We start from the raw sequence: 19,951 nt of genomic DNA, 5'->3' as shown, positions 1-19,951 counted from the left end.
CGGGCCGGGCGGGTGCGGCGTCGGGGCGCACGTACGCCGGACGGTCCGCTCCGGTCGCCCGGGCGAAGGGCCGGCCGTAGGGTCGGCCCCATGGAGAGCCCGCCTTCGCCTCTGACGACGAGGCCGCCGACCTGCGCGGACCGGCCTTCGGCCGGTGCCGGCCGCGGAGGGAGCTGACCGTGCAGCCGAGCTCGCGCAAGCAGGGGACGGGTACCGGCGGGGCGGCGCCGGGGAACGGCGGCAAGCTCGTCGCGCTCCTGGTGATCGCCTCGCTTCAGCTGATGGTGGTGCTGGACATCACCATCGTCAACATCGCGCTGCCGCACATCCAGTCGGCCCTCGACTTCACCACGGCGAACCTCTCCTGGGTGATCAACGCCTACACCCTCACCTTCGGCGGGCTGCTCCTGCTGGGCGGCCGGTCGGGTGACATCCTCGGCCGTCGGCGCGTGTTCCTGTACGGCGTGTCGCTCTTCACCCTCGCATCGCTGCTGTGCGGCCTCGCGCAGGAGCCCTGGCAGCTTCTGGCCGCCCGTGCCCTGCAGGGCATGGGCGGCGCCATCGCCTCACCGACGGCACTGGCGCTCATCGCCACCATCTTCGCGGAAGGACGGGAGCGCAACCGGGCGTTCGCCGTGTTCGCGGGGGTGTCCGCGGGGGGCGGCGCGATCGGACTGCTGGCGGGAGGGATGCTCGTCGAATGGCTGACCTGGCGCTGGATCTTCTTCGTCAACGTCCCGATCGGCCTCCTCATCGTCCTCGCCACCACGCGCTCCATCGGGGAGTCGGAGCGCCGGCCGGGACGGTTCGACGTGGGCGGTGCCTGCACCTCCACGCTCGGCATGGTCGCGCTGGTGTACGGGTTCATCCGTGCCGGGGAGAAGAGGTGGTCCGACCCCCTCACCGTCACCGCCTTCGTCGCCGCGGTCGTCCTGCTGGGGGCCTTCCTCCTCGTCGAGCGCAGGTCACGGCAGCCGATCACGCCGCTGGAGCTGTTCCGCGACCGCAACCGGTCCGGCACCTTCGCGATCATGCTCTGCCTCGCGGCGGCGATGTTCGGCATGTTCTTCTTCCTGACCCTCTTCGTGCAGGACGTCATGGGCTTCAGCCCGCTCGAGGCGGGCCTGGCCTTCCTGCCGGTGAGCGCCGTCATCGCCGTCAGCGCCGCGGTGGCCTCCCAGCTGCTGCCGAGGACCGGGCCCAAGGCCGTGATGGTGTCCGGGGCCGTCCTCGCCGCGGCCGGCCTGGGATGGCTGTCCCGGCTCGAGGTCACCAGCAGCTACACCGGCGGCATCCTCGGACCGATGCTCGTGTTCGGCTTCGGCATGGGATTCGAGTTCGTCTCCCTCACGCTGATGGCGGTCTCCAACGTGGCCGAGAAGGAGTCCGGCGCCGCGTCCGGGGTGCTCAACGCGACCCAACAGGTCGGAGGGTCCCTCGGCCTGTCCATCCTCGTGACGGTCTTCAGCACCAGCAGCCGCCACAAGGCGCAGGACCTCGTGCGCGCGTTCCTCGCCCGCGCCACGCCGGAGGAACGGCGACGGTTCGGGCGGACCGGCGCGTTGCCGCCCCAGCTGCGGGAACAGGTGCTCGCCGCCGGCATCACCTCGGCGTTCGTCGCCGCCTCCCTCATGGCGGCGCTGGCGGCCCTGATCGCGGTGCTCGTGATCCAGACGCGCGCCGAGGACCTGCGGAGGTTCCAGGGCCGGGCGCCGTCCCCGTGAGAGGGGCCGGCCCCGGCCGTCAGGCCCGGAGGTCGGTCAGCAGGGGCGGGGCGTGCTCGCCCGCGGCGGTCGTGAGGGAGAGCACCGCGTGACCCGGCGGAACGCCGTGGGCGAGGTCGGACGCGGACCACCGCTCGCGCTCGACCTGCCGCACCGTCACCGCCCGCGCGGTCGGCGCGTGCCCCGTGATCACCCGCCGCAGCGCGTGCAGCGCCTTGCCCGCCGGCGTCTCGGCGACGATCTGCCGGTCGGTGACGTCCCGCGCCTCGGTCCACTCCTTGCCCCAGACCTCGGCGAAGTCCTGCCCGTCCCACGGGGTGAGGCCGGCCAGCGCGACCCTGCACCCCACCGACCCCAGCAGCGGCCCCCGCAGCGCCCGCGGCACGTCGTCCAGCGTGCGCAGCGTCAGCACCACGCCCGCGTTCACCGACCGCAGCCGCTGCACGGCCCGCACCGCCTCGGGGGTGACCACGCCCGCCGCCTCGTCGAGCACCAGGCAGGCGAAGAGCGACCGGTCCTGCCGTACGGCCACGCTCGCCGAGAACTGGGCGAGCACCAGCCGCGCCAGGATCCGCGCCGCCTCGGAGTGCCCGTGGCGCGGCAGGTCGAGGCGGACCCGCACGGGGTGGTCCAGGGCCCGCAGCGGGAACGGGCGGGTCCGGCCGGTCGTGTCGAAGAAGGTGGAGAAGGCGGGCCGGTCCAGCAGCGCGATCCGGTCGGCGAGCAGCGGCGCCGCGTCCCCGTGACGCCCCGACTGCCGCTGCCGGGCGTCGAGCTCGCGCACCAGGGAGGCGTGCGCCGGGTCCCGCACCAGCGCCTCGCGCAGCGCCGCCAGCGGCTCCGGGTCGCCGTCCAGCAGCGCCCGCAGCTCCGGCACCGACGGGAACCGGTCGTGGACGGCGCGGAACGGCCCGAGGAGCTGGGCCAGCACGGTGGCCGGCCGCCGGCCGCCCTCCGCGGGGGCCTGCGGATCGGCGACGTCCCCGGCCAGCGCCTCGGCGAGCATCGCGGCGGCCTCGTCGGGGTCGGTGGTCCCGCCGTACAGGTCCAGGTCGTGGGGGGAGTCGGGGTCGCCGACGCGGATCACCACGTCGTAGGCGTCGGCGGGCCCCAGCCCGGCCCCGTCCGTGCCGACCACCACGACGGCGGCGCGGCCCGCCAGGGCGTGCAGGGTGAGCGACTCGGCCAGCGGGCGGACCAGCGCGGAGGTCTTGCCCGACCCGGCCGGACCCACCGCCACCAGCGAGGTGGCCAGCAGGTCGGGGGCGAGCGCCACTCCCGCGTCCCGGTAGGCGTAGGGGTTGCGCGGATCGTCGGCGGCGGTGCCCACCCGCACCTGCCCGGTCAGCAGGTCGTGCCGGGCGGTGCGGACCGGCAGGTCACGGGTGCCGGACGGGTGCGGGCAGGCCGCCGCGCCGTCCCTCAGCACCGCCTCGGCGAAGGCCCCCGGCGACAGCAGCCCGGCGCGCACGCCCTGCCAGGCGCGGGTGAGCCGCGCGTGGTCGACGTCCCGCATCAGCCCGGCCCGCGCGTCCGCCGCGAGCCGGTCCGCGGCGGCCACGGCCTCCACGGACCCGGAGGCCCGCAGTTCGGGCCAGTGCGCGGGGTCCTCGCCGGCCGGCCGGGGGGCGGCGGCCTCGGCCGGCCGGCGGGCCGCCCAGGCGGGCGGCCCGAACCTCCGCCACAGTTCCGCCCAGCGGCCCAGCCGGGCCACCGCGAGCAGGATGATCCCGCCGACCAGCGCGTAGTAGGCGTACACGGCGACCACCGCGCCGACGGAGTGCGGCTCGGCCCAGGAGTCGGGGACCATCGCCCACAGCGGCAGCAGCCACCAGCCGCCCAGGTAGCCGTTCCACAGCAGCGACCAGACCAGCCAGCCCACCAGGAACGAGATCACCGCCCCGGTCACCAGCTGCCGGGCCGGGGTGACCTCCGGCTCCTCGTCCGGCCGCGGGCGGTGCCCGAACCGCCAGATGCCCGGGGCGGCCTCCGGACGCGGGGTGCGCAGCCAGGACAGGAACGCGGCGCCCGGCGGCGCGGCCTCCACGGCGGGGGCGTGGCGCGGGCGTGGCGGGTGAACGGGACGGTTGTCCGGCTTGCCGTCGATGTCCATCGGGCCCCCAGGTGCGCTGCGTGACGTCACGTGTACCGTGCCTCAATCTAGTGGGCACGGGCCCGCCGGAGGGTCCTCGTGCGCGCAGTGCCCGCCTCGGCCCGGAACGGCGGGCCGTGCGCCTGTCTGGAGCAAAGGCGCGCGCTGCCGCTCCACGGTGGCCAGGTCGGCCCCGTCCCCGTCCGGCCTAACGTGGACGCATGACCACCCACGCCTTCTGGGTCGCCGGCCGCGAGGCCACCGGCGACGAGACGTTCGACGTCACCAATCCTTACGACGGCCGGACCGTCGGCACCGTCAGCGTCCCCACCGAGGCCCAGGTGGAGGAGGCCGTCGCCGCCGCCCACGCCGTGCGGGACGAGTTCGCCGCCACCCCGGCGCACGTCCGCGCCGCCGCCCTCGACCACGTGGCGCGCCGCCTCACCGAGCGCACCGAGGAGATCGCGCAGCTGATCTCCGCCGAGAACGGCAAGCCGGTCAAGTGGGCCCGCGGCGAGGTCGGCCGGGCGATCTCCGTGTTCCGGCTCGCCGCCGAGGAGGCCCGCCGCTGGAACGCGGGCGAGGCGCAGCGGCTCGACACCGATCAGGGCGGCACCGGCCGTCTCGCCCTGACCCGCCGCGTCCCGCGCGGCGCCGTGCTGGGCATCGCGCCGTTCAACTTCCCGCTCAACCTGAGCGCCCACAAGGTGGCCCCGGCCATCGCGGTCGGCGCGCCGATCATCCTCAAGCCCGCCCCGGCCACCCCGATCTCCTCCCTGGTGCTCGGCGAGATCCTGGCCGAGACCGACCTGCCGGCCGGCTCCTGGTCGGTGCTGACCGTGCCCAACGACCGGATGCCCGCGCTGGTGCGGGACGAGCGCCTGCCGGTCATCTCCTTCACCGGCTCCGGCCCGGTCGGCTGGTCCATCCGCGACAGCGTGCCCCGCAAGCACTGCACCCTGGAGCTCGGCGGCAACGCCGCCGCCGTGGTCCTCCCGGACTGGGCGAGCGAGCAGGACCTCGAGTGGGCCGCCACCCGGATCGCCACCTTCTCCAACTACCAGGGCGGCCAGTCCTGCATCTCGGTGCAGCGGGTCGTCGCCGACGCGGCCGTGTACGACCGCCTGGTCCCGATGATCGTGGAGAAGGTCCGGGCGCAGGTCACCGGCGACCCGGCCGACGACGCCACCGACGTGGGCCCGCTGGTCGACGAGAACGCCGCCAAGCGCGTCGAGGCATGGGTCGACGAGGCCGTGAAGGCCGGCGCCGAACTGCTCACCGGCGGCACCCGGGACGGCGCCACCTACGCGCCGACCGTCCTGGCCGGCGTGCCCGAGGGCGTCACGCTCTCCTGCGAGGAGGTCTTCGGCCCGGTGCTGACCATGCAGCGGACCGAGGGCGAGGAGGCGGCCTTCGCCGCCGTCAACGACTCGCCCTACGGCCTCCAGGCGGGCGTCTTCACGCACGACCTGCAGACGGCGTTCCGCGCCCACCGCGCCCTGGAGGTGGGCGGTGTGATCATCGGCGACGTGCCGTCCTACCGCGCCGACCAGATGCCGTACGGCGGCGCCAAGCAGTCCGGCGTCGGCCGCGAGGGCGTCCGCTACGCCATGGAGGACTACACCTACGAGCGCGTCATGGTCCTGACCGGCCTGGCCCTCTGACGCCGGCCCGGCCGCCCGCCGGCCCGGCTCCCGGGCCGTCCGCCGGAGTTCGCCCGAATCACACCGGTGCGGACTCCGGCGGGGGCCGCCGGGGGCCACAATGGGGGGATGACTGACAGTCCAGCCCCGCTCGCCGATCCGCACCTCGTCTTCGACCCGTCCGACGGGCCGAGGGACGTGGTGATCCTCGGGTCCACCGGGTCGATCGGCACCCAGGCCATCGACCTCGTGCTCCGCAACCCGGACCGCTTCCGGGTGACCGCGCTGTCCGCCGCCGGCGGACGGGTCGAACTGCTCGCCGAGCAGGCGCACCGGCTGCGGGTGCGGACCGTGGCGGTGGCCCGGGCGGACAAGGCGGCGCAGCTGCGCGAGGCGCTGGCCGAGCGGTACGGCGCCGAGCCGCTGCCGGAGATCCTGGCGGGGCCGGACGCCGCCACCGAGGTCGCGGCGTCGCGCTGCCACACGGTCCTCAACGGCATCACCGGCTCGATCGGCCTGGCCCCCACCCTGGCCGCCCTGGAGGCGGGGCGGACACTGGCGCTGGCCAACAAGGAGTCGCTGATCGTGGGCGGCCCGCTGGTCAAGGCGGTCGCCAAGCCGGGGCAGATCATCCCGGTCGACTCCGAGCACGCCGCGCTCTTCCAGGCGCTGGCCGCCGGTACCCGCGCCGACGTCCGCAAGCTGGTGGTGACCGCCTCCGGCGGCCCCTTCCGCGGGCGGACCAGGGCGGAGCTGGCCGACGTCACCGTGCAGGACGCGCTGGCGCACCCCACCTGGGCGATGGGCCCGGTGATCACCGTGAACTCCGCCACCCTGGTCAACAAGGGCCTGGAGGTGATCGAGGCGCACCTGCTCTACGACATCCCCTTCGACCGCATCGAGGTCGTCGTCCACCCCCAGTCCTACGTGCACTCCATGGTCGAGTTCACCGACGGTTCGACGCTGGCCCAGGCCACCCCGCCGGACATGCGCGGGCCGATCGCCGTCGGCATCGGCTGGCCGGAGCGCGTCCCGGACGCCGCCCCCGCCTTCGACTGGTCCCAGGCCTCCACCTGGGAGTTCTTCCCCCTGGACGACGAGGCCTTCCCGGCCGTGAACCTGGCCCGGCACGTCGGCGAACTCGCGGGGACGGCCCCGGCCGTGTTCAATGCCGCCAACGAGGAGTGCGTCGAGGCGTTCCTGGCCGGCCGGCTGCCGTTCCCCGCCATCATGGACACCGTCGTCCGGGTGGTCGAGGAGCACGGCACGCCGCGGGCGGGAACCTCCCTCACCCTGTCCGACGTCCTCGAGGCGGAGACCTGGGCACGGGCCCGGGCACGTGAACTGACGAGCGCGGAGGCGCGTGGATGACCACCTTGATGTTCGTGCTCGGCATGGTCATCTTCTTCGTGGGCCTGCTGATCTCGATCGCCTGGCACGAACTGGGCCACCTGTCGACGGCGAAGCTCTTCGGCATCCGCGTGCCCCAGTACATGGTCGGCTTCGGACCGACGATCTGGTCGCGGAGGAAGGGCGAGACCGAGTACGGGATCAAGGCGATCCCGCTCGGCGGCTACATCCGCATGATCGGCATGTTCCCGCCCGGCGAGGACGGCCGGGTCGAGGCCCGGTCCACCTCGCCCTGGCGGGGCATGGTCGAGGACGCGCGCTCGGCGGCCTACGAGGAGATCCGGCCGGGCGACGAGACCCGGATGTTCTACACGCGCAAGCCGTGGAAGCGCGTGATCGTGATGTTCGCCGGGCCGTTCATGAACCTGGTCCTCGCGGTCGCGCTGTTCTTCGTCTACCTGATGGGGTTCGGCATCCGCGAGGAGACCAACGTCGTCAGCTCGGTGCAGAAGTGCGTGATCGCGGCCGGCGAGAACCGCGACGACTGCCGGGCGGGGGACCCCGCGGCTCCCGCGGCGGCGGCGGGCCTGCGCGCCGGTGACAGGATCCTCTCGGTGGACGGCGTGGCCACCACCGAGTGGAACGCCCTCTCCGACGCCATCCGCACCCGCGCCGGGGAGCAGGACGTCCCCCTCGTGGTGGAGCGCAAGGGCGAGCGGCTCACCCTGCGCGCGGACATCACCACCAACAAGGTGGCCAAGAAGGACGACCGGGGCATGCCGGTCCGCGGCGAGTACGTGGAGGCCGGCTTCCTGGGCTTCAGCCCCGCCAGCGGCGTCTTCCGCCAGGACTTCGGCGAGTCGGTCGTCTGGATGGGCGACCGGGTGGAGGACGCCGTCGACGGACTGGTCGCCCTGCCCTCCAAGGTCCCCGCCCTGGTGGACGCCGCCTTCGGCGACGGACCGCGCGAGGACGACTCCCCGATGGGCGTGATCGGCGCGGCCCGGGTCGGCGGCGAGGTCTTCACCCTGGACATCCCGCCGAGCCAGCAGGTGGCGTTCTTCGTCTCCCTGGTGGCCGGCTTCAACCTGTCGCTGTTCGTCTTCAACATGCTTCCGCTGCTCCCGCTCGACGGCGGGCACATCGCGGGAGCGCTCTGGGAGTCCGTGCGGCGCGGCATCGCCCGGGTCCTCAGGAGGCCGGACCCCGGCCCGTTCGACGTGGCCAAGCTGATGCCCGCCGCCTACGTGGTGGCGGCGGTGTTCGTCTGCTTCACGTTGCTGGTGGGCATCGCGGACGTGGTGAACCCGGTCCGCATCTCCTGACCCCCGCCCGCCGGCCCCGCCGTCCATTCCTCCCGTACGTCCTCCGTTGTGTGGATTTGCTCGGAGCGGACGTGCCGGGCCGGCGGGCGGTGCCGTAATCTCGGATCCCGGAGCCCAACCGGGGCCTCGACGCGTTGATACGCCTCGAGCTTGATCAGACCATGGGGTTGCACAGCAGATGACTGCGATTTCACTCGGCATGCCGTCCGTTCCGACCAAGGTCGCCGAGCGCCGGAAGAGCCGGCAGATCCAGGTCGGGACGGTGGCGGTGGGCGGTGACGCTCCCGTCTCGGTGCAGTCCATGACGACCACCCGGACCTCCGACATCGGGGCGACCCTGCAGCAGATCGCCGAGCTGACGGCCTCCGGCTGCCAGATCGTGCGCGTGGCCTGCCCCACCCAGGACGACGCCGACGCGCTGCCGGTGATCGCGCGCAAGTCGCAGATCCCGGTCATCGCGGACATCCACTTCCAGCCGAAGTACGTCTTCGCCGCCATCGAGGCGGGCTGCGCGGCCGTGCGGGTCAACCCCGGCAACATCAAGCAGTTCGACGACAAGGTCAAGGAGATCGCGCAGGCCGCCAAGGAGCACGGCACGCCGATCCGCATCGGCGTCAACGCCGGCTCGCTCGACCGCCGCCTGCTGCAGAAGTACGGCAAGGCGACGCCCGAGGCCCTGGTGGAGTCGGCGCTGTGGGAGGCGTCGCTCTTCGAGGAGCACGACTTCCGCGACATCAAGATCTCGGTGAAGCACAACGACCCGGTCGTGATGATCGAGGCCTACCGCCAGCTCGCCGAGCAGTGCGACTACCCGCTGCACCTCGGGGTCACCGAGGCCGGTCCGGCCTTCCAGGGCACCATCAAGTCCGCCGTGGCCTTCGGCGCCCTGCTCTCGCAGGGCATCGGCGACACCATCCGGGTCTCGCTCTCCGCGCCCCCGGTCGAGGAGATCAAGGTCGGCATCAAGATCCTCGAGTCGCTGAACCTCCGTCAGCGGACCCTGGAGATCGTCTCCTGCCCCTCCTGCGGGCGGGCCCAGGTGGACGTCTACAAGCTGGCCGAGGAGGTCACCGCGGGCCTGACCGGCATGGACGTCCCGCTCCGGGTGGCCGTCATGGGCTGCGTGGTGAACGGTCCGGGCGAGGCCCGCGAGGCCGACCTCGGCGTCGCCTCCGGCAACGGCAAGGGCCAGATCTTCGTCAAGGGCGAGGTCATCAAGACCGTGCCCGAGTCCAAGATCGTGGAGACCCTGATCGAGGAGGCCATGAAGCTGGCCGCGCAGATGGAGGCCGACGGCGTCGTCTCCGGCGAGCCCTCCGTCTCGGTCGCCGGCTGACCGGATTCCCCCGCCCCGCCACGGGGCACCAGGGAGGGACCCGAGGCCCTGTGAGGACCTGGCGGCAGGTCCGCCGGGAGGCCGATACAGTGGCGGAAACCGGCAGATCATATGGCGAGGCCCTCCCCGTGTTGACCCAGACGACCACCAGGGTTCTGGAACCCGACGACCTGCACGCGGCGCTCGCGGTCCTCGACCGCGAGCCGGTCGCGAACGCCTTCGTGGCCGCGCGCGTCCGGGTCGCCGGGCTGGACCCGTGGCGCCTGGGCGGCGAGATGTGGGGCTGGTACGAGGACGGCGTCCTCACCTCGCTCTGCTACGCGGGCGCCAACCTGGTCCCCATCTGCGCCACCCCCCGCGCCGTACGGGCCTTCGCCGACCGCGCGCGCCGGGCCGGACGGCGCTGCTCCTCCATCGTGGGCCCCGCCGAACCGACCGCCGCGCTCTGGCGGCTCCTGGAACCCCACTGGGGTCCCGCCCGCGACGTCCGCCCCCGCCAGCCGCTGATGGTCACCGACCGGATGCCGGACGACGTGGAGCCCGACCCGCTGGTGCGGCGCATCCGCAAGGACGAGATGGAGACCATCCTCCCGGCCTGCGTCGCCATGTTCACCGAGGAGGTCGGCGTCTCCCCGCTGGCCGGCGACGGCGGACTCCTCTACCAGGCCCGGGTCGCCGAACTCGTCGCCACCGGGCGCTCCTTCGCCCGCGTCGACGAGGAGGGCAGGGTCGTCTTCAAGGCCGAGATCGGCGCCGCCACCCCCCAGGCCTGCCAGATCCAGGGCGTCTGGGTCGCCCCCGAGTACCGCGGCCGGGGTCACGCTGCGCCCGGCATGGCCGCCGTCCTGCGGTACGCGCTGCGCGACGTGGCACCCGTGGCCAGCCTCTACGTCAACGACTTCAACACCCCGGCACGCGCCGCCTACCGGCGCGTGGGCTTCCGCGAGGCCGGGACCTTCATGAGCGTCCTCTTCTGACGCGCTCCCCGCCCGGTCCGCGCGCTCCGTCCGGTCCCCCGTCCGCCCCCGGCTCCGGCCCGCGGTCCGGCCGTCGCGCGCGCGGTCCGGATCCGGCGGATGACGACCGGCGGTCAGCGGGTACTCTCCCGACATGCCGCACATCCCCTCCGGCCCCGTGGTCATCGCCCCCCTCGACCTGTCGGCGCGGGTCGACGAGGCGCTCGCCGTGCAGGCCGAGGCGTTCGGGCTCGGCGAGGACGAGATCGCGGTACGCCGGGAGATCGTCCAGCGCCACATGACCCTCCCCGGCGCCCGCGCCCTCGGCGCCGCCACCCCCGACGGACGGCTCGCCGGATTCGTCTACGGGATGCCCAACGACCGCTCCCACTGGTGGTCCACCGTGGTCGAGCCCTACCTGCGGGCGCTGGGCAACGACGCCTGGCTGGACGACTCCTTCGTGATCACCGAACTGCACGTCCACCCCCTCCACCAGAAGCAGGGCATCGGACGCGCGCTGATCACCGCCATCACCGACGGCGCGGACGAACCCCGGTCGATCCTCTCCGCCATCGACCACGAGAGCCCCGCCCGCCGCCTCTACCGCAGCCTCGGCTACACCGACCTGGCCCGCCGCGTGCACTTCCCCAGCGCCACCGTCCCCTACGCCGTGATGGGCGCGCCGCTGCCGCTGCGCCGCGGATAGCCGGGCTCCGAACACCCGTCGGGGGGCAAACCGATTTCCACCGCCGCGCGCCGCCCGGCTAACCTCGGGGCCATCACCCTCACGCAGCAGGAGTAATGAACATGGCCCAGGTCCAGCGCATGTCCCGGTTGATGGCGAAGACCCTGCGCGACGACCCGGCCGACGCCGAGGTCCTCAGCCACAAGCTGCTCGTCCGCGCCGGTTACGTCCGCCGCACCGCCGCCGGCGTCTGGTCCTGGCTGCCGCTCGGCATGAAGGTCCTCTCCAACGTCGAGCGGATCGTCCGCGAGGAGATGGACGCCATCGGCGCCCAGGAGGTGCTGCTCCCGGCCCTCCTGCCGCGTGAGCCCTACGACGCCACCGGCCGCTGGGACGAGTACGGCCAGGAGCTGTTCCGCCTCAAGGACCGCAAGGGCGGCGACTACCTCCTCGGCCCCACCCACGAGGAGATCTTCACGCTGCTGGTGAAGGACCAGGTGTCCTCCTACAAGGACCTGCCGGTCACCCTCTACCAGATCCAGAACAAGTTCCGCGACGAGGCCCGTCCCCGGGCCGGGGTGCTGCGCGGCCGCGAGTTCCTCATGAAGGACTCCTACTCCTTCGACACCGAGGACGAGGGACTGGCGCGGTCCTACGCCCTGCACCGCGAGGCGTACCAGCGGATCTTCACCCGCCTGGGGCTCGACTACCGCATCTGCGCCGCCACGGCCGGCGCCATGGGCGGCTCCAAGTCGGAGGAGTTCCTGGCCCCCGCCGAGGCCGGCGAGGACACCTTCGCCGACTGCCCCCACTGCGACTTCGCCGCCAACACCGAGGCGGTCTCCCACGCGCTGAAGCCGGTCGACGGCTCCGCCGTCCCCGCCCTGGAGGAGATCCCCACCCCGGACACCCCCACCATCGAGACGCTGGCCGCCTCGCTGGGCGTACCCGCCTCCGCCACCCTGAAGAACCTGCTGGTCAAGGTCGACGGGGAGATCGTCGCGGTGGGCGTGCCGGGCGACCGCGAGGTCGACCTGGACAAGGTCGAGGCGCACTTCGCCCCGGCCGCCGTCGAGCTGGTCACCGCCGAGGACTTCACCGGCCGGGAGGACCTGGTCCGCGGTTACGTCGGCCCGCAGGGCCTGGAGAAGGTCACCTACATCGCCGACCCGCGGGTCGCCCCCGGCACCGCCTGGATCACCGGCGCCAACAAGGAGCACACCCACGCCAGGAACGTGGTCGCCGGCCGCGACTTCGAGGTCGACGCGTACGTGGACGTCGTGGTGGTCCAGGAGGGCGACCCCTGCCCGAACTGCGGCACCGGCCTCAAGCTGGACCGCGCCATCGAGATCGGCCACATCTTCCAGCTGGGCCGCAAGTACGCCGACGCGATGAAGCTGGACGTACTGGGCCAGAACGGCAAGCCGGTCCGGGTGACCATGGGCTCCTACGGCGTCGGCGTGACCCGCGCGGTGGCGGCCCTGGCCGAGCAGACGGCCGACGACAAGGGCCTGTGCTGGCCCGCCGAGGTCGCCCCGGCGGACGTGCACGTGGTCGCCGCCGGCAAGGCCGCGCAGACGGAGCTGGCGCTGGAGGTCTCCGAGCAGCTGGCCGCGAAGGGCGTGCGGGTGCTGGTGGACGACCGCGCCGGGGTCTCGCCGGGCGTGAAGTTCACCGACGCCGAGCTGATCGGCGTCCCGTGGATCCTGGTCGCGGGGCGTCGCACCGCCGAGGGCGTCGTCGAGCTCAAGGACCGCCGCACGGGCGAGCGCGAGGAGCTGCCCGTCGCCGAGGCCGTGGCCCGCCTCACGGCGTAACCCCCTCCCCGGCCCCGTGCCCCCGGCGTCCCACCACGCCGCGGGGCGCGGGGCCGCCCGGTTCCCGCCGCCCGGCGGGCGGTACGGGTGAACGCGCGCCTCGCCGCCGCGGGCGGCCGTGCCGCCGGGGCGGCGGGGTCAGAGCCAGGTGGCGAACTCCAGGAGCCAGTCGGCGTCGCGGTCGCGGCCGACCCGCCGCGCCCGCACCCCCGACTCGACCGCGCGGAAGACCGTCCACCCCCGCAGCCGCTCGCGGTCCACCTCCAGCGACTCCGCGAGCCGCTTCACCCGCCGCCGCGTCGTCGCCGCCCCCGACGGCGTCGCGATCAGGTCCTCCACCCGGTCCCGCACCAGCCGCGCCAGGTCGAACGCGCACTCGCCGACCACCGGATCCGGGCCGACCGCCAGCCACGGCATCCGCTCCCCGCCGAGCACCTTGCTCTGCCGGAACGTCCCGTGCAGCAGCAGCCGTTCCGGCGGATCCGCCAGGAGGTCCGTCCGCAGCCCGAGCGCGGTGTCCACCAGGCCCGCCGCCTCGTCGCCGGGGCCCGACACGCTCGCCCGCATCGCCTCGGCCTGCCGCCCCGTCCGCTCCGCCACCGTCTCGAAGACGTGGCCGGCCGGCGGCTCGACCCACAGCCGCCGCAGCGTCGCCGCGCCCTCCAGCAGCGCCTTCGCCTCCGGCAGCGTCCGCACCGAGACGTCGGGGTTCAGCCGCTCCAGCAGCAGCACGCCGTCACCGGCGGACGACTCCGGTGCGAGCAGCTGCGCCGCGCCCAGCCCGTGCCAGTGCGCCAGCGCCGCCCGCTCGCTCGCCGGCCGCGACCGCGGCGGGATCAGCTTGAGGACGGCCGGGGAGCCGTCGGAACGCCGCACCAGCACCACCAGCGAGCTCCGCCCGCCCGGCACCTGCACCCGCTCCACGCTCAGGCCCAGCGCGGCCACGGCGTCGTCCAGGGCGGCGGGCAGCCCGCGCAGCCAGTCGCCGGCGCCGTTCGTCTCCGCCAGCGCCCGGACCAGACGTGGCGGCGGTTCGAAAGCCATGCGCGAGTCGTTCCCCTTCTTCACGACGAGCCCGGGCACCGGGTGTCCCGGAGGCGCCCTGCGGTCACGTCATTTCACGTCATTTCGGCGAGCCCAGGGAAGGCTACGCCGCCGCCCCGCCAGCGGGCCGCCCGGATCGCCGCGTCCCGCAGCGCGTCGGCCGCCGCCCGGCGCCGCCCGCCCTCGCCGGCCCGCACCAGGTCGGCGTAGACGCCCGCCAGGCGGTCCTCCAGCTCGGCCGCCAGCCGCACCGCCGCCGCGCCGTCCGGCACCTCGAACGGCAGCGCGTACGCCGCCTCCGCCGCCGCCGGGTCCGCGCCCAGGTCGCGCACGGCCCGGACCAGGTCGTCCCGGCGCGCCCGGTGCGCCTCGAACGCCTCGCGGGCCTCGGACCGGCGGTCGTCGCCGATCCGGCCGCCGACCACGCCGTAGCCGTAGACCGCCGCGTGCTCCGCCCGCAGGGCCGCCTGCGTGGCCTCCAGACTCATCCCGGACCTCCCCGACCTCTCCACCGGTCAACCGTTCTTCAGCAGGTACGCGTGGACCGCCCCGGCCGCGGCGACCGAGGCCAGCAGCCGGGCCGTCCCGCCGCCGAGCCCGGACAGCTCGCGGGTGCGGCGCGCGGACAGCTCCCGCTCGGCGTCCGCCAGCGACCCCAGCGCCTCCGTCTCGTCGTCCGGCACCGCGGGCCCCGACGGCGACGGTGCCGCGGCGGGCTGCCCGGCCGGCACGCCGGACGGCGAGGACGACCGCGACGGCGAGGACGACGGCGAGGCCTTCGCCCCGGCGTGTTCCCCGAAGGCCTCGGCGTGCCGCAGCACCGCGTCCCGCAGCGGCGTCAGCCTGGCCGCCAGCCCGGGATGGGCCGTCAGCACCGCGTCGTACACGGCCGCGAGCTCCGCGCTGTCCGTCGCGGCGCGGGTCAGCGCCCGCTCGTCGGCCGTCGGGGTGCGCGCGGCGTCGGACCGGCCGGGGGAGCCGGCGGAACAGGCGGCGAGCAGCACGGAGGCCGCTCCCGCCGCCGAGGCGAGCAGGGTTCTGCGGCGCGGCCCGGTACGCGGGCGTGAAGGGGTCGATGACACGGCGGGCGTCCTCGGCTGAAGGGCAGGGGCCTGGGGCGGTGGCGGTTCGGTGGGAGCTGCGGGTTCGGCGCGGGGTGCGGACGGACGGAACGACCGCCGGCCGCGGTGCCCGGCGAGCCGTCACGCCGTCAACTCCCGGCTGACGAATGTGTGATCACCGTACCTGCGCCCCGGGCCCGCGCGGACGACCGGTGCCGCGCCACGGCGGACGGGACACCCGGTGGACGGCAACACCCCCCGCGACCGGATACCCTTTGACCTGACACGCGATCCATCCCACAACAGCACACGCGGCCGAGGAGTCACCCGGATGAGCACCACCCAGAGCGAGAGGCTGCGAGAGCTGCTGGAACCGCTCGTCACCTCGCAGGGGCTCGACCTCGAGGAGATCGAGGTGGAGGCCGTCGGCCGCAAGCGGGTGCTGCGCGTCGTCGTCGACTCCGACACCGGCGCCGACCTCGACCAGATCGCCGATGTGAGCCGCGCGCTCTCGGCGAAGCTCGACGAGACGGACGCGATGGGGGAGGGCGAGTACACCCTCGAGGTCGGCACCCCCGGTGCCGAGCGCGCCCTCACGGAGCACCGCCACTACGTCCGCGCCACCGGCCGGCTGGTCAGGTTCCAGCTCGCCGAGGGCGGGGAACTGGTCGCCCGGATCCTGGACGTCGACGACGAGGGCGTCGATCTGGAGGTCCCGGGTGTCAAGGGCCGCAAGGCCACCACACGCAGGCTCGCCTTCCCGGACGTCGCCAAGGCGAAGGTCCAGGTCGAGTTCGGCCGCAAGAACAAGAATGACGAGGAGGCGTAGCCGTGGACATCGACATGAGCGCCCTGCGGGGTCTGGTGCGGGAGAAGGAGATCTCCTTCGACCTGCTGGTCGAGGCGATCGAGTCGGCCCTCCTCATCGCCTACCACCGGACCGAGGGAAGCCGCCGCCGCGCGCGCGTCGTGCTCGACCGGGAGACCGGTCACGTGACCGTGTGGGCCAAGGAGGACCCGGACGAGCTCGAGGAGGGCCAGGAGCCCCGCGAGTTCGACCACACCCCGTCCGACTTCGGGCGGATCGCCGCGACCACCGCCAAGCAGGTCATCCTGCAGCGGCTGCGCGACGCCGAGGACGACGCGACGCTCGGCGAGTACGCCGGGCGCGAGGGCGACATCGTCACCGGTGTCGTCCAGCAGGGCCGCGACCCGAAGAACGTCCTGGTCGACATCGGCAAGCTGGAGGCCATCCTGCCGGTGCAGGAGCAGGTGCCCGGCGAGGACTACAAGCACGGCACGCGACTGCGGTCGTACGTCGTCCGGGTGGCCCGCGGCGTCCGCGGCCCCTCGGTGACGCTGTCGCGCACCCACCCGAACCTGGTGAAGAAGCTGTTCGCCCTGGAGGTCCCGGAGATCGCCGACGGCAGCGTCGAGATCTGCGCGATCGCCCGCGAGGCCGGCCACCGCACCAAGATCGCCGTGCGTTCCACGCGCAGCGGCCTGAACCCCAAGGGCGCCTGCATCGGCCCGATGGGCGCGCGGGTCCGCAACGTGATGAACGAGCTCAACGGCGAGAAGATCGACATCGTGGACTGGTCGGACGACCCGGCCGAGATGGTCGCCAACGCGCTGTCCCCCGCCCGGGTGAACAAGGTGGAGGTCGTCGACCTCGCCGCGCGCTCCGCCCGGGTGATCGTGCCCGACTACCAGCTGTCGCTGGCGATCGGTAAGGAGGGGCAGAACGCCCGCCTCGCCGCCCGCCTCACCGGCTGGCGGATCGACATCCGCCCGGACACCGAGCAGGACGGCCAGGACTGACCCGGCCGCGGAGCCGGACCGGAGATCCGGTGGGACCCGCGGTGCGGAATGTTTGAGCCGTGTCAACGGTTGACATCAGGACAGAGACGACCGTGCGACGTCCGCCCGCTCGGGCAGGCGTCGGTACGGGGAGGTAGACTTAGCTGTGTCTGGCCGGACGCATACCGATGCACGCCCCGAATACGGCCCTGAACGCACGTGCGTGGGGTGCAGGGAGCGGGCGGCCAAGAACGAGCTGCTGCGGATCGTGGCGGTCGAGGGCGAGTGCGTCCCCGATCGTCGCGGTACGCTGCCGGGCCGGGGTGCTTATCTGCACCCCGCCGTGGTCTGTCTCGACCAGGCGGTGCGCCGCAGGGCGTTCCCCAGGGCGTTCCGCGTCCAGGGAGCGTTCGACACGGCGGCGCTGCGCCGGCAGGTCGAACGGATGACCGCCGCCGATTCGGCGGCAACGTAAGAAGCGTCGCGCGGAGCAGCCGCGCGGCCCAGGTACCTCGCGAGTCTGAAAGCAGGTCGAGATTGCGATGAGCACTCGATGAGTACGCGATGAGTACGCCCATGAAGTAGCGACGGTCCGGCTTCCAACCCGGACCTCAAAGGAGCGAAGTGGCTAAGGTCCGGGTATACGAACTCGCCAAGGAGTTCGGAGTGGAGAGCAAGGTCGTCGTGGCCAAGCTCCAGGAACTCGGTGAATTCGTCCGATCGGCGTCCTCGACGATCGAGGCCCCCGTTGTGCGCAAACTGACTGACGCCTTCCAGCAGGGCGGCGGCGGCAAGGCCGCCCCGAAGCCCGGCGCGAAGAAGGCCGCCCCCAAGCCCGCCCCCGCGCCGTCCCCGGCGCAGGCGGCACGTCCGGCTGCCCCGAAGCCGCCGGCCGCCCCCAGGCCCGCCGCGGAGAAGCCCGCGGGCGGCGCGCCGACCCCCGGTCCGCGCCCCACCCCCGGTCCCCGGCCCGCCCCGGCGGCGCCCGTCCCGGTGGCGGCGGCGGCTTCGCCGGCCGTCCCGGCGGCGGCGGTCCCGGCGGCGGTGGCGGCGGCTTCGGCGGTCGTCCCGGCTTCGGCGGCCGTCCCGGCGGCCCCGGTGGCCGTGGCGGCACGCAGGGCGCCTTCGGCCGTCCCGGCGGTCCGGCGCGTCGTGGCCGCAAGTCGAAGCGGCAGCGCCGTCAGGAGTACGAGGCCATGCAGGCCCCGTCGGTCGGCGGCGTGATGCTGCCCCGCGGCAAGGGCGAGACCGTTCGCCTGTCGCGCGGTGCGTCGCTCACCGACTTCGCGGAGAAGATCAACGCCAACCCGGCGTCGCTCGTCGCGGTCATGCTGAACCTCGGCGAGATGGTCACCGCGACGCAGTCCGTCTCCGACGAGACGCTGCAGCTCCTGGCCGACGAGATGAACTACAACCTCCAGGTCGTCAGCCCCGAGGAGGAGGACCGCGAGCTGCTCGAGTCCTTCGACCTCGAGTGGGGCGAGGACGAGGGCGACGAGGAGGACCTGGTGGTCCGCCCGCCGGTCGTCACCGTCATGGGTCACGTCGACCACGGAAAGACCCGACTGCTCGACGCGATCCGCAAGACCAACGTCATCGCGGGCGAGGCCGGCGGCATCACCCAGCACATCGGTGCCTACCAGGTCGCGACCGAGGTCAACGACGAAGAGCGCCGGATCACCTTCATCGACACCCCGGGTCACGAGGCGTTCACCGCCATGCGTGCCCGTGGTGCCCGGTCGACCGACATCGCGATCCTTGTCGTCGCGGCCAACGACGGCGTCATGCCGCAGACGGTCGAGGCGCTGAACCACGCCAAGGCGGCCGACGTGCCGATCGTGGTCGCGGTCAACAAGATCGACGTCGAGGGCGCGGACCCGACCAAGGTGCGCGGTCAGCTGACCGAGTACGGCCTGGTGGCCGAGGAGTACGGCGGCGACACCATGTTCGTCGACATCTCCGCCAAGCAGGGCCTGCACATCGACAGCCTGCTGGAGGCCGTCGTCCTGACCGCCGACGCCTCGCTCGACCTGCGGGCCAACCCGCACCAGGACGCGCAGGGCATCGCGATCGAGTCCCGTCTGGACCGCGGCCGCGGCGCCGTGGCCACCGTCCTGGTCCAGCGCGGCACGCTGCGCGTGGGCGACACGATGGTCGTGGGCGACGCCTACGGCCGCGTGCGGGCGATGCTCGACGACAGCGGCGCCAACGTCACCGAGGCGGGTCCGTCCACCCCGGTGCAGGTGCTGGGTCTGACCAACGTCCCGGGTGCCGGCGACAACTTCATCGTGGTGGACGAGGACCGTACGGCCCGTCAGATCGCGGAGAAGCGCGCCGCCCGCGAGCGGAACGCCGCGTTCGCCAAGCGCACGCGCCGCGTCTCCCTCGAGGACCTGGACAAGGTGCTCAAGGCCGGCGAGATCCAGCAGCTGAACCTGATCATCAAGGGTGACGCCTCCGGTTCGGTCGAGGCCCTCGAGTCCTCGCTGCTCCAGCTGGACGTCGGCGAAGAGGTCGACATCCGCGTCCTGCACCGCGGCGTCGGTGCGGTCACGGAGTCCGACATCGACCTGGCGATGGGCTCCGACGCCATCGTGATCGGCTTCAACGTGCGCGCCGCCGGGCGTGCCGCGCAGATGGCCGAGCGCGAGGGCGTGGACGTCCGGTACTACTCGGTCATCTACCAGGCGATCGAGGAGATCGAGGCGGCCCTCAAGGGCATGCTCAAGCCGGAGTACGAGGAGGTCGAGCTCGGCACCGCGGAGATCCGCGAGGTCTTCCGCTCGTCCAAGCTCGGCAACATCGCCGGTGTGCTCATCCGCTCCGGCGAGGTCAGGCGGAACACCAAGGCCCGCCTCATCCGCGACGGCAAGGTCATCGCGGAGAACCTCAACATCGAGGGCCTGCGTCGCTTCAAGGACGACGTCACCGAGATCCGCGAAGGCTACGAGGGTGGTATCAACCTCGGAAACTTCAACGACATCAAGGTCGACGACGTCATCGCGACGTACGAGATGCGCGAGAAGCCGCGCGCGTAAGCACGCACGGCTCACGGTGGCCGGCGGTACCTCGGTACCGCCGGCCACCGGCGTGTCGGCGCGGGCCCCCGCCGGGGGGG

The 19,951-nt window shown here is 73.5% G+C and carries 15 protein-coding genes and 1 pseudogene; 12 read left to right on the top strand and 4 right to left on the bottom strand.

Annotated features, from left to right (window positions below; translation table 11 throughout):
• The first annotated feature begins 179 nt into the window (after window positions 1-179).
• Complete coding sequence (locus A2U95_RS04370) at window positions 180-1,724, top strand: MFS transporter (protein WP_420856960.1); 1,545 nt, start codon at window positions 180-182, stop codon at window positions 1,722-1,724.
• A 19-nt stretch (window positions 1,725-1,743) separates the two neighbouring features.
• On the opposite strand, the gene A2U95_RS04365 is transcribed toward A2U95_RS04370, so the two are convergent.
• Window positions 1,744-3,837 carry a type IV secretory system conjugative DNA transfer family protein gene (locus tag A2U95_RS04365; protein WP_240957418.1) on the bottom strand — a complete coding sequence of 698 codons (2,094 nt, stop codon included), beginning with the start codon at window positions 3,835-3,837 and terminating at the stop codon, window positions 1,744-1,746.
• A 200-nt stretch (window positions 3,838-4,037) separates the two neighbouring features.
• On the opposite strand from A2U95_RS04365, the gene A2U95_RS04360 reads away from it, so the two are divergent.
• From A2U95_RS04360 to A2U95_RS04330, 7 genes are all read left to right on the top strand, one after another.
• Window positions 4,038-5,480, top strand: coding sequence for an aldehyde dehydrogenase family protein (locus A2U95_RS04360; RefSeq protein WP_166020904.1), 1,443 nt, complete (start codon window positions 4,038-4,040; stop codon window positions 5,478-5,480).
• 108 nt (window positions 5,481-5,588) lie between these two features.
• The gene (dxr, locus tag A2U95_RS04355; RefSeq protein WP_166020903.1) at window positions 5,589-6,830 is read left to right on the top strand and encodes a 1-deoxy-D-xylulose-5-phosphate reductoisomerase; all 1,242 of its coding nucleotides are present in this window, start codon (window positions 5,589-5,591) and stop codon (window positions 6,828-6,830) included.
• A gap of 8 nt (window positions 6,831-6,838) precedes the next feature.
• Window positions 6,839-8,134 (top strand): M50 family metallopeptidase, encoded by a 1,296-nt coding sequence (locus tag A2U95_RS04350; protein WP_206282944.1) that lies wholly within the window; start codon window positions 6,839-6,841, stop codon window positions 8,132-8,134.
• A gap of 178 nt (window positions 8,135-8,312) precedes the next feature.
• Window positions 8,313-9,470: a flavodoxin-dependent (E)-4-hydroxy-3-methylbut-2-enyl-diphosphate synthase gene (ispG, locus tag A2U95_RS04345; protein WP_166020901.1), complete on the top strand. Its 1,158-nt coding sequence runs from the start codon at window positions 8,313-8,315 to the stop codon at window positions 9,468-9,470.
• Between the two features lie 128 nt (window positions 9,471-9,598).
• Window positions 9,599-10,447: a GNAT family N-acetyltransferase gene (locus A2U95_RS04340; protein ID WP_166020900.1), complete on the top strand. Its 849-nt coding sequence runs from the start codon at window positions 9,599-9,601 to the stop codon at window positions 10,445-10,447.
• Between the two features lie 133 nt (window positions 10,448-10,580).
• Window positions 10,581-11,132 carry a GNAT family N-acetyltransferase gene (locus tag A2U95_RS04335; RefSeq protein ID WP_166020899.1) on the top strand — a complete coding sequence of 184 codons (552 nt, stop codon included), beginning with the start codon at window positions 10,581-10,583 and terminating at the stop codon, window positions 11,130-11,132.
• A 95-nt stretch (window positions 11,133-11,227) separates the two neighbouring features.
• Window positions 11,228-12,928, top strand: a complete 1,701-nt coding sequence (locus A2U95_RS04330) for a proline--tRNA ligase (RefSeq protein WP_166020898.1) — start codon at window positions 11,228-11,230, stop codon at window positions 12,926-12,928.
• Window positions 12,929-13,066: 138 nt separating this feature from the next.
• Here A2U95_RS04330 and A2U95_RS04325 read toward each other — a convergent pair whose 3' ends face one another.
• From A2U95_RS04325 to A2U95_RS04315, 3 genes are all read right to left on the bottom strand, one after another.
• On the bottom strand, window positions 13,067-13,972 hold the full coding sequence (locus A2U95_RS04325; RefSeq protein ID WP_166020897.1) for an aminoglycoside phosphotransferase family protein: 906 nt from the start codon (window positions 13,970-13,972) through the stop codon (window positions 13,067-13,069).
• A 74-nt stretch (window positions 13,973-14,046) separates the two neighbouring features.
• On the bottom strand, window positions 14,047-14,460 hold the full coding sequence (locus tag A2U95_RS04320; protein ID WP_166020896.1) for a ferritin-like domain-containing protein: 414 nt from the start codon (window positions 14,458-14,460) through the stop codon (window positions 14,047-14,049).
• 27 nt (window positions 14,461-14,487) lie between these two features.
• Complete coding sequence (locus A2U95_RS04315) at window positions 14,488-15,054, bottom strand: hypothetical protein (RefSeq protein ID WP_166020895.1); 567 nt, start codon at window positions 15,052-15,054, stop codon at window positions 14,488-14,490.
• A 310-nt stretch (window positions 15,055-15,364) separates the two neighbouring features.
• On the opposite strand from A2U95_RS04315, the gene rimP reads away from it, so the two are divergent.
• The 4 genes and pseudogenes from rimP to infB all read left to right on the top strand — a co-directional run bounded on the left by rimP (window position 15,365) and on the right by infB (window position 19,871).
• Window positions 15,365-15,862, top strand: a complete 498-nt coding sequence (gene rimP, locus A2U95_RS04310) for a ribosome maturation factor RimP (RefSeq protein WP_166020894.1) — start codon at window positions 15,365-15,367, stop codon at window positions 15,860-15,862.
• A gap of 2 nt (window positions 15,863-15,864) precedes the next feature.
• The gene (nusA, locus tag A2U95_RS04305) at window positions 15,865-16,854 is read left to right on the top strand and encodes a transcription termination factor NusA (protein ID WP_166020893.1); all 990 of its coding nucleotides are present in this window, start codon (window positions 15,865-15,867) and stop codon (window positions 16,852-16,854) included.
• Window positions 16,855-16,999: 145 nt separating this feature from the next.
• A complete protein-coding gene (locus A2U95_RS04300) occupies window positions 17,000-17,308 on the top strand; it encodes a YlxR family protein (protein WP_166020892.1) in 309 nt (102 codons plus the stop codon).
• 149 nt (window positions 17,309-17,457) lie between these two features.
• A pseudogene (gene infB / locus A2U95_RS04295) lies at window positions 17,458-19,871 on the top strand (translation initiation factor IF-2).
• The last annotated feature ends 80 nt before the right edge of the window (window positions 19,872-19,951 follow it).

Origin of the sequence: Streptomyces chilikensis, from assembly GCF_001642695.1 — a bacterium.
GTDB lineage: Bacteria > Actinomycetota > Actinomycetes > Streptomycetales > Streptomycetaceae > Streptomyces > Streptomyces chilikensis.
The sequence above is the reverse complement of the archived record's forward strand: the minus strand, read 5'-3'. Positions and strand labels throughout refer to the sequence as shown.